The organism is Streptomyces sp. MK37H, from assembly GCF_018035285.1.
Lineage (GTDB): Bacteria > Actinomycetota > Actinomycetes > Streptomycetales > Streptomycetaceae > Streptomyces > Streptomyces endocoffeicus.
In genome coordinates this window covers 1-8,562 of sequence record NZ_JAAAYH010000387.1, presented here as the reverse complement: position 1 = coordinate 8,562, position 8,562 = coordinate 1, and the positions used below count along the sequence as shown (strand labels likewise).

7 protein-coding genes and 1 pseudogene are annotated in these 8,562 nt (G+C 72.2%); 4 read left to right on the top strand and 4 right to left on the bottom strand.

Annotated elements, in window-relative coordinates; all coding sequences use genetic code 11:
* Together GWI24_RS35265 and GWI24_RS35260 are read right to left on the bottom strand one after the other, a co-directional pair.
* Positions 1–693 (bottom strand): beta-ketoacyl synthase N-terminal-like domain-containing protein (locus GWI24_RS35265; protein WP_281791067.1); only part of this gene is annotated, 693 nt, incomplete at its 3' end.
* Positions 694–779: 86 nt separating this feature from the next.
* Positions 780–1,211 (bottom strand): annotated as a pseudogene (locus GWI24_RS35260) (Zn-ribbon domain-containing OB-fold protein); the annotation flags it as partial.
* 140 nt (positions 1,212–1,351) lie between these two features.
* On the opposite strand from GWI24_RS35260, the gene GWI24_RS35255 reads away from it, so the two are divergent.
* From GWI24_RS35255 to GWI24_RS35240, 4 genes are all read left to right on the top strand, one after another.
* Positions 1,352–2,443: an ABC transporter ATP-binding protein gene (locus GWI24_RS35255; protein ID WP_210950109.1), complete on the top strand. Its 1,092-nt coding sequence runs from the start codon at positions 1,352–1,354 to the stop codon at positions 2,441–2,443.
* Positions 2,444–2,534: 91 nt separating this feature from the next.
* Positions 2,535–3,716 carry an ABC transporter substrate-binding protein gene (locus GWI24_RS35250; protein ID WP_210950108.1) on the top strand — a complete coding sequence of 394 codons (1,182 nt, stop codon included), beginning with the start codon at positions 2,535–2,537 and terminating at the stop codon, positions 3,714–3,716.
* 1 nt (position 3,717) lies between these two features.
* Positions 3,718–4,563, top strand: a complete 846-nt coding sequence (locus GWI24_RS35245; protein ID WP_137976685.1) for an ABC transporter permease — start codon at positions 3,718–3,720, stop codon at positions 4,561–4,563.
* A 29-nt stretch (positions 4,564–4,592) separates the two neighbouring features.
* Positions 4,593–5,405, top strand: a complete 813-nt coding sequence (locus tag GWI24_RS35240) for an ABC transporter permease (protein ID WP_020873588.1) — start codon at positions 4,593–4,595, stop codon at positions 5,403–5,405.
* A gap of 7 nt (positions 5,406–5,412) precedes the next feature.
* Here GWI24_RS35240 and GWI24_RS35235 read toward each other — a convergent pair whose 3' ends face one another.
* Both GWI24_RS35235 and GWI24_RS35230 read right to left on the bottom strand, forming a co-directional pair.
* Positions 5,413–6,213 (bottom strand): M15 family metallopeptidase, encoded by an 801-nt coding sequence (locus tag GWI24_RS35235; protein ID WP_210950110.1) that lies wholly within the window; start codon positions 6,211–6,213, stop codon positions 5,413–5,415.
* Positions 6,214–6,590: 377 nt separating this feature from the next.
* Positions 6,591–8,562 (bottom strand): glycoside hydrolase family 31 protein (locus GWI24_RS35230; RefSeq protein ID WP_210950107.1); only part of this gene is annotated, 1,972 nt, incomplete at its 5' end.

The window sequence follows — 8,562 nt, the reverse complement described above, 5'->3', positions numbered from 1 at the left end:
CGCCATCCCGAGCCGCCGCGCCGTCTCCACGCTGCCGAGCACCAGCGCCGCCGCCCCGTCGGAGGTCGCGCAGATGTCCAGCAGCCGCAGCGGATCGGCGACGACCGGGGACGCGGCGACCTCCTCGGCGGTGACGGGGGTGCGGTAGCGGGCGTACGGATTGGCGGCGCCCGCGGCCGCGTTCTTGACCTTCACCCGCGCGAAGTCCTCGGCCGTGTCGCCGTAGAGCGCCATCCGGCGGCGGGCCCAGAGCGCGAAATAGGCGGGGTTGGTGGCGCCCAGTACCCGGAAGCGCAGCCAGTCCGGATCGTCCGGCCGCTCACCGCCCGCGGGGGCGAAGAACCCCTTGGGCGCCGCGTCGGAGCCCACCACCAGAACGGTGTCCGCCATGCCCGACAGGATCTGGGCGCGGGCGGTGTCGATGGCCCGCGCGCCGGACGCGCAGGCCGCGTACACGCTGGTGACGCGGGCGCCCTGCCAGCCCAGCGCCTTGGCGAAGGTCGCGCCCGCGACCTGCCCCGGATAGCCGCAGCGCACGGTGTTGGCGCCGACCACGGACTGGATCGCGGACCACTCGAGCCCGGCGTCCGCGAGCGCGGCCCGCGCCGCCTTCGTGCCGTACTCCACGAAGCCGCGGCCCCACTTCCCCCAGGGGTGCATCCCGGCGCCGAGCACCGCCACCTCACCGGTCATGACGCCTCCTCGGGAACGGGCCGCTCGTCGGGAACGGGCCGCTCGTCAGGAACGGGTGGCTCGTCGGGAACCGGCCGCTCCCCGGAAACGGGCCGCCAGTGCCAGGTGGTGAGGGTGCGTCCGTCCTCCTCGGCCAGCACCCCCGGCACCACCTCGACCTCCATGCCGACGACCAGATCGGCCACGGTCACCCCGGGGGCGCCCTGGCCCAGCACCACCATCCGCTCGGCGGCCAGCTCCACGGCGATCAGTGTGCAGGGCTGCCATGTGCGCTCGGGGTCGGACGGGTAGGGGGCGGGTGGCCGGTAGCGGCCGTCGGTGTAGGACCACACCCGCCCGCGGCGGGACAGCGGGACCTCCGCCAGCTCGGTGCCCGCGCAGTCCGGGGCACGGCAGAAGGCGTCCTCCCGGGGGAAGTACACCGCCCCGCAGTCCCGGCAGCACGTTCCCAGCAGCCGGAACTCCCCGCCCTCGGCGGTGAACCACCCGTCGACCACGGGCACACGTGTGGGGGACACGGCCCCTCCCGATACCTCGTAACTGACGATGTGTCAGAAGTGTGGCACTGGGACCGTAGCGCGCGTAACCCCGGTACAGTGACCGCGATCACGGGCCGCGATCACGGGCCTGATCAGCCGAAGGGCGAGGGGAGCGGTCGGTGGCGGAGACGGAGACCAGGACGCGGACCGGGACCACGACGACGCGCACGGCCGTCCGGCTCGAGGCCGTCACCAAGGACTTCGGGACGGTGCGCGCGGTGGACGCCGTCGATCTCACCGTCCGCGAGGGCGAGTTCTTCTCGCTGCTCGGCCCCTCCGGCTCGGGGAAGACGACGCTGCTGCGGCTGGTCGCGGGGTTCGAACAGCCCACCGCGGGGCGTATCGAACTCGCCGGACACGACGTCACCACGACGCCACCCAACCGCCGCGATGCGCACACCGTCTTCCAGGACTACGCGCTCTTCCCGCATATGAGCGTCGAGCAGAACGTGGCCTACGCGCTGACCGTGCGCGGCGTCCGCAAGGCCGAGCGGCTCGCCCGCGCCCGCGAGGCGCTGACCACCGTACGGCTGGAGGGCTTCGCCGCCCGCCGCCCCGCCGAGCTCTCCGGCGGCCAGCGCCAGCGTGTCGCCCTCGCCCGCGCCCTCGTCGACCGGCCCGCCGTGCTGCTGCTCGACGAACCGCTCGGCGCGCTCGACCTGGCGCTGCGGCAGGAGATGCAGACGGAGCTCAAGGAGTTGCAGCGCACCACCGGCATCACCTTCCTCCTGGTCACCCACGACCAGGACGAGGCGCTGACCATGAGCGACCGCATCGCCGTGGTCCGCGACGGCCGCATCGAGCAGACCGGCCCGCCGGTCGAGGTGTACGAACGCCCCACCACCGCCTTCGTCGCGGGCTTCGTCGGCACCACCAATCTGCTGCGCGGCGAGGCCGCGGTGCGCGTCGTGGGCCGTCCCGGCACGTACTCCATCCGGCCCGAGCGGATCCTGCTCACGGAGCCCGTGGAACCGCCTGCGGAGCCGCCCGCCGAAGCCGCGGCATCCGCCGATGGCCGACGGACCGTCACGGGGCGCATCACGGACATCGTGCACGCCGGGGCGCACACCCGCTTCACCATCGCGCTTCCGCACGGCGATCGGCTCACCGTGCTCCGCCAGAACCTCGACGGACTCCCTCAATCCGCCCGCCTGGACGGCGAGATCGGGCTGTCCTGGGACGAGAAGGACGCCTTCCCGGTCCCGAGTTGACCTTGTCATTGCCGACGGCACCCTGGCGAGGGCCTACCGCCCGCCCGATACTGGCCGGGCCTCAAGTGCCTAGTGGGACGAGGAGGACCGGATGCGGAAACGGAAGACGTCTGCGTGGAGGTCCGCGGCCGCCGTCTGCGCGCTGCTGCTGACCGCGGCCGGGTGCGGCTCGGGCGGCGGCGACGACAAGGGCGGCCACGCACCCGACAAGCTCGGTAAGGGCGAAGGCAAGGTCAACATCATCGCCTGGGCCGGCTACGCCGAGGACGGCTCCAACGACCCCAAGGTGGACTGGGTTCACCCGTTCGAGAAGAAGACCGGCTGCCAGGTGAACACCAAGACGGCCGGCACCTCCGACGAGATGGTCTCGCTGATGAAGACCGGGCAGTACGACACGGTCTCCGCCTCCGGCGACGCCACCCTGCGCCTCATCGCCTCCGGCGACGCGGCCCCCGTCAACACCAAGCTGGTGCCCAACTACAAGGACGTCTTCCCGGCCCTCAAACAGCAGCCGTTCAACTCCAAGGACGGCCGGATGTACGGCATTCCGCACGGCCGGGGCGCCAACCTCCTCATGTACCGCACCGACAAGGTGAAGCCCGCGCCCGACTCCTGGCGCGCCGTCTTCGAAGACTCCGCGCGGTACGGGGGGCACGTCACCGCCTACGACTCGCCCATCTATATCGCCGACGCCGCGCTCTATCTGATGCGCGCCAAGCCCTCCCTCGGCATCAAGAACCCCTACGCGCTGGACCAGAAGCAACTCGACGCAGCCGTATCCCTGCTGAAGAAGCAGCACAAGGCGGTGGGGGAGTACTGGAGCGACTACCAGAAGGAGATCACCGCCTTCAAGGGCGGCGACAGCGTCATCGGCACCACCTGGCAGGTCATCGCCAACCTCACCAAGGCCGAGAAGGCCCCGGTCAAGGCGGTGCTCCCCAAGGAGGGCGCCACCGGCTGGTCCGACACCTGGATGGTGTCGGCCGAGGCCGAGCACCCCAACTGCGCCTACAAGTGGCTCGACTGGATCGTTTCGCCCAAGGTCAACGCCCAGGTCGCGGAGTACTTCGGCGAGGCTCCGTCCAACCGTAAGGCGTGCGCCGAGACCTCCGACCCGAACCACTGCGCGATCTTCCACGCGGACGACGAGAAGTACTTCCAGCGCGTCCACTTCTGGACCACGCCCATCAAGGAGTGCCTCGACGGCCGTAAGGACGCCACCTGCACCGACTACGCCCAGTGGACCCGGGCCTGGACGGAGGTCAAGGGCTGAGATGCCCGCCGCGCCCACCTCAGGCTCGCGGCTGCGCCTCACCGCGCTCCTCGCCCCGCCCCTGCTCTGGCTGACCCTGGCCTATCTGGGCTCGCTCGCCATCCTGCTGCTGTCGGCCTTCTGGGCCACCGACTCCTTCACCTCCGATGTCGTCCACACCTGGAACACCGACAACTTCCACGAGCTGCTGACCACCCCCGTCTACCGCACCATCGCCCTGCGCACCCTGTCCATCGCGGTCGCCGTCACCGTCATCGACGCGCTCCTCGCCCTGCCCATGGCGTTCTGCATGGCGCGGGTCGCGGGGCGGCGGTGGCGGCGGCCGCTGCTGGTCGCCGTGCTCACCCCGCTGTGGGCCGGCTATCTGGTCAAGGCGTACGCCTGGCGGGTCATGCTGGGCGAGGACGGCGTCGTGGGCGCCGCCCTCGCCCCGTTCGGGCTGCACGGCCCCGGCTACGGCACCACCGCCGTCGTCATCGTGCTCGCCTACCTCTGGCTGCCGTACATGATCCTGCCGGTGTACGCGGCCCTCGAACGGCTCCCCGAGCGGATGCTGGAGGCCTCGGCCGACCTCGGCGCCGGCGCCTGGCGGACCCTGCGCTCCGTCGTCCTGCCCGCCGTACGCCCGGCCGTGCTCGCCGGATCCGTCTTCACCTTCTCGCTCAGCCTGGGCGACTACCTCACCGTGCAGATCGTCGGCGGCAAGACCCAGCTGCTGGGCAATGTGATCGCCTCACAGGTCACCCTGGATCTGCCGATGGCCGCCGCGCTCTCCGCCGTACCCGTGGTCCTCATCGTCTGCTACCTGGCCGCCGTACGCCGTGCGGGCGCCCTCGACTCGCTCTAGTCACTCCAGTCGCCCCAGGAGGTGGGCCCATGCGCCTCTCGCGCACCGCCCGAGTGGTCCTCGGCTGTGTCACCGCGGCCGGCCTCGCGATCGTCTACGTCCCCCTGCTGCTGGTGCTGCTCAACTCCTTCAACGCCGACCGCTCCTTCGGCTGGCCGCCCAGCGGCCTCACCGGCCGCTGGTGGCGGGCCGCCCTGCACAGCGACGGCGCCCGCGAGGCCCTGCTCACCTCGCTCAAGGCCGGGCTCGCCGCCACGGCGATCGCCCTGGTGCTCGGGACCTTGGCCGCGTACGCCGTCCACCGGCATCGCTTCTTCGGGCGGCGGACCGTGTCCTTCCTGCTCGTCCTGCCGATCGCGCTGCCCGGCATCGTCAGCGGTATCGCCCTCAACGCCGCCTTCCGCACCGTCCTCGACCCGATCGGCATCGGCTTCGGCCTGTTCACGGTGGTCGTCGGGCACGCCACGTTCTGCGTCGTCATCGTCTTCAACAACATCGGCGCCCGGCTGCGCCGTATCGCGCCCTCCCTGGCCGAGGCGTCCGCCGACCTCGGGGCGCGCTCCTGGCAGACCTTCCGGTACGTCACCTTTCCCGCCATGCGCTCGGCGCTCTTCGCGGGCGGGCTGCTGGCCTTCGCGCTCTCCTTCGACGAGATCGTCGTCACGACCTTCACCGCCGGGCCCGGCACCCGCACCCTGCCCATCTGGATCTACGAGAATCTGGCCCGCCCCCACCAGGCCCCCGTCGTCAACGTTGTCGCCGCGCTGCTCATCCTGGTGTCCGTGGTGCCCGTGTACATCGCCCAGCGGCTGTCCTCGGACACGGCGGGGGGACGGCTGTGAGGGCCGCTCAGCCGGTCAGCGAGCGGCGCGAGACGGGGAAGTCGAAGTACGTGTCCGGGAACAGCTCCGGCTTGAAGGTGTAGTGCCACCACTCCTCGGCCAGATTGACGAACCCGAGCTTCTCCAACGTGCCCTTGAGCAGCAGCCGGTTGGCCCGCTGCACACCCTTGATCCGCGGATCGAGCGTATGCGAACGCGTGTCGAAGCAGTCGTAACCGGTGCCCATGTCCACGGAGTTGTCCGGGAAGCGGTCCTTCTTGGCCGCGTAGCACGGCACCAGCTTCTCGCCCGGCACATACGGGCGCGTGGGCAGCGCGGGCAGCCGCGCGATCGTCAGATCCACGGTGCTGCCCCGGCTGTGACCCGACTTCTCGGCGATATAGCCGTCCTCGAACAGCCGCGTCTTGTCGACCTCCGGATAGAACTCGCCCTTCATCCGCTGATCGCCCAGATCCTTGGCCCACTCCACGAAGTCGTTCACCGCGCGCTGCGGCCGATAGCAGTCGTACACCTTCAAGGTGTAGCCGCGCCTCAGCAGTTGACGCTGCGCCTGATGCAGCGCCTCGGCGGCCGGGCGGGTCAGGATGCACATCGGCCGGCGGTATCCGTCCACCGGATCGCCGGTGAAGTTGTGCGGAGTGAAGTACCGGATCTCCTGCCGAATCGTCGGATCGACGTCCCGGAGAGCCACGAACTCCTTCGGAGCCTTCGGCTCCGCCTTCGCCTGCGCCGGGGTGTACGGCGCGACGGCCAGCAGAGCGGCAACGGGCAGAACGAGCGCACGCAGCGCGACGGCGAGTCTTGGCATGCTCATCACTTATCCCACCCCGAGAAGCGAAAACAAGCCCGCGTCCGCGAGTCCGCGTCCGCGAGTCCGCGTCCGCGGGGGTATCCCTTGGCGCCGTTGCCGTCGGGACTCCACGCGGCGGTCGGCTTCCTGCGGGGACTGCCCTGGCTTGCCGTACCGCGACCGGCTCTGGCGCGTCGGCGCCCGGGCCGTCCGGGCGCGGCCTGCCGGGTCCGGCGCGGCCCGCTTCCGCGGGTGCCCCTGGCCGGGGCGCGTTTCGGCCCTCGCCCGCTTCCGCTGGGCCGCGGCCTCACTCCGGTGGGCCCGGGGGAGTTCACAAGGGCGGCGGCCCGCCCGGTTGCCGCCTGGGGCGGCGCGTTGGGCGGGCCGCGTCGCGGTCAGTTCGCTCGGGTGCCGCGGCGGTCCTCGGAGGGCGGGGCCTCGCCTCGTACTCGTATCGGGTAGCCCACCTCGCCGCCGCCCTCGCGCTCGATCGTCACCTCGCCGTCCCGCAGCCGGGTGGTGAAGCGCAGTAGCTCCGGCTTCTCCCAGCCGTCGCCCGTGTCCACGGCCAGCGTGCCCGCGCCCGCGCCCTTGCGGCCCTGGCTCGGGGTCCACACCTCCAGCTCCACCCCGCCGCCGGGCGCCGCCACCGGTACCACCGAACCGGCCCGGGCCAGGACCGGGATGCCCGACAGGGGAGCGTCCAGCACCACCTGTCCGGGGCCGTGGTACGCCCGGCCGGTCACCGTGTCGTACCAGCGGCCGCGCGGCAGCCGGACCGGGCGGCGGCGGGCGCCCTCCTCCAGCACCGGCGCCACCAGCAGCGCGTCCCCCAGCAGAAAGGCGTCCTCGCAGTCGCGCAGCGCCCGGTCCTTGGGCGTCCGCCACCACACGGGCCGCACATACGGGGCGCCGGTGCGCGCGGCCAGCTGCGCCAGCGTGGTGAAGTACGGCAGCAGCCGCTGCCGCATCCGCAGCGCCGCCGCCGCGTGCTCCAGCACCCGCGATCCGAACTCCCACGGCTCCCGCCGCCCCGCCGAGATCGCCGAATGGGTGCGGAACAGCGGCAGATACGCGCCCAGCTGGAACCACCGCAGATAGAGTTCCGGCGAGGGAAAGCCGGTGAAGCCGCCGATGTCGGGCCCCGAATACGGCACCCCGGACAGGCCCAGCCCGATCACCAGCGACAGCGAGGCCCGCAGCCCCGCCCAGCCCGTGGCCACGTCGCCGGACCAGCTGCCCCCGTACCGCTGCAGCCCCGCCCACCCCGAGCGCGAGAAGAGAAACGGCCGCTCGTCGGGGCGCAGCTCGCACAGCCCCTCGTAGCCCGCCCGCGCCATCGCCAGCCCGTAGACGTTGTGCCCCTCGCGGTGGTCGCCGCCCCGGCCCTCCAGGGCGTGCCGGGCCGAGCGCGGCAGCGTGCTCTCGCCGAAGGCGGCGAACGACACCGGCTCGTTCATGTCGTGCCACACCCCGGAGAAGCCCTGCGCCAGCCGCTCCGCGTACAGCCCGCCCCACCACTTGCGCACCCGCGGATCGGTGAAGTCGGGGAACACCGACTCGCCCGCCCATACGACTCCGCGCACCTCACGCCCCCGGGCGTCGCGCACGAAGACGTCGTCCGCCGCCCCGCTCTCGTACACCGCGTTGCCCGGCTCCGCCTTCACCGCCGGGTCGACGATCGACACCAGCCGCACCCCGTCCTCGAGCAGCTCGGCGGCGAGCCCCGGCAGATCGGGGAAGCGCGCGCCGTCCACCGTGAACACCCGGTGGCCGATGAAGTGGTCGATGTCCAGATGCAGCGCGGACAGCGGCAGGCCCCGCTCCCGGTAGCCCGCCACCACCCGCCGGACCTCCGCCGCGTCGCGGAACCCCCAGCGCGCGTGGTGATGGCCGAGCGCCCACCGCGGCGGCACCGCCGGCGCGCCGGTCAGCGCCGTCCAGCCGTGCAGCACCCGCGCCGGGGTGGTGCCCACGATCACCCAGTAGCGCAGCGGGCCGCCCTCCATCCGCGTCCGGCAGCAGCCGGGCCGGTCATGGCCGGAGCCCGCGCCCTCCTCGCCCTCCCGCAGGGTGACCGTGCCGTCCCAGGAGTTGTCGTGGAACACCAGATGAATGCCCGCGTCGGCCACCACGAGCTGCACCGGCATGGTCAGATACAGCGGATCGTCCCCCGGCTCGAAGCTGCCGCCGGGATCGGTGTTCCACAGCCGGTACACCCCGTCCCGCAGCCGGGGCCCGGAGGCCCGTCCGCCGAGCCCGAAGAAGCGCGCGTCCGCGGCCACTTCGGACAGCTGGAGCCAGCGTGCACCCTCCCTGACCAGCCCTGGATCCGCGGCTCGGGGCTCCGCACCCGGCTCCGCGAAT

Bases quoted from the DNA above. Each gene is read 5' to 3' on its own strand.
- GWI24_RS35250 (WP_210950108.1), top strand. From the start codon at position 2,535: ATGCGGAAACGGAAGACGTCTGCGTGGAGGTCCGCGGCCGCCGTCTGC.
- GWI24_RS35245 (WP_137976685.1), top strand. From the start codon at position 3,718: ATGCCCGCCGCGCCCACCTCAGGCTCGCGGCTGCGCCTCACCGCGCTC.
- GWI24_RS35240 (WP_020873588.1), top strand. From the start codon at position 4,593: ATGCGCCTCTCGCGCACCGCCCGAGTGGTCCTCGGCTGTGTCACCGCG.
- GWI24_RS35235 (WP_210950110.1), bottom strand. From the start codon at position 6,213: ATGCCAAGACTCGCCGTCGCGCTGCGTGCGCTCGTTCTGCCCGTTGCC.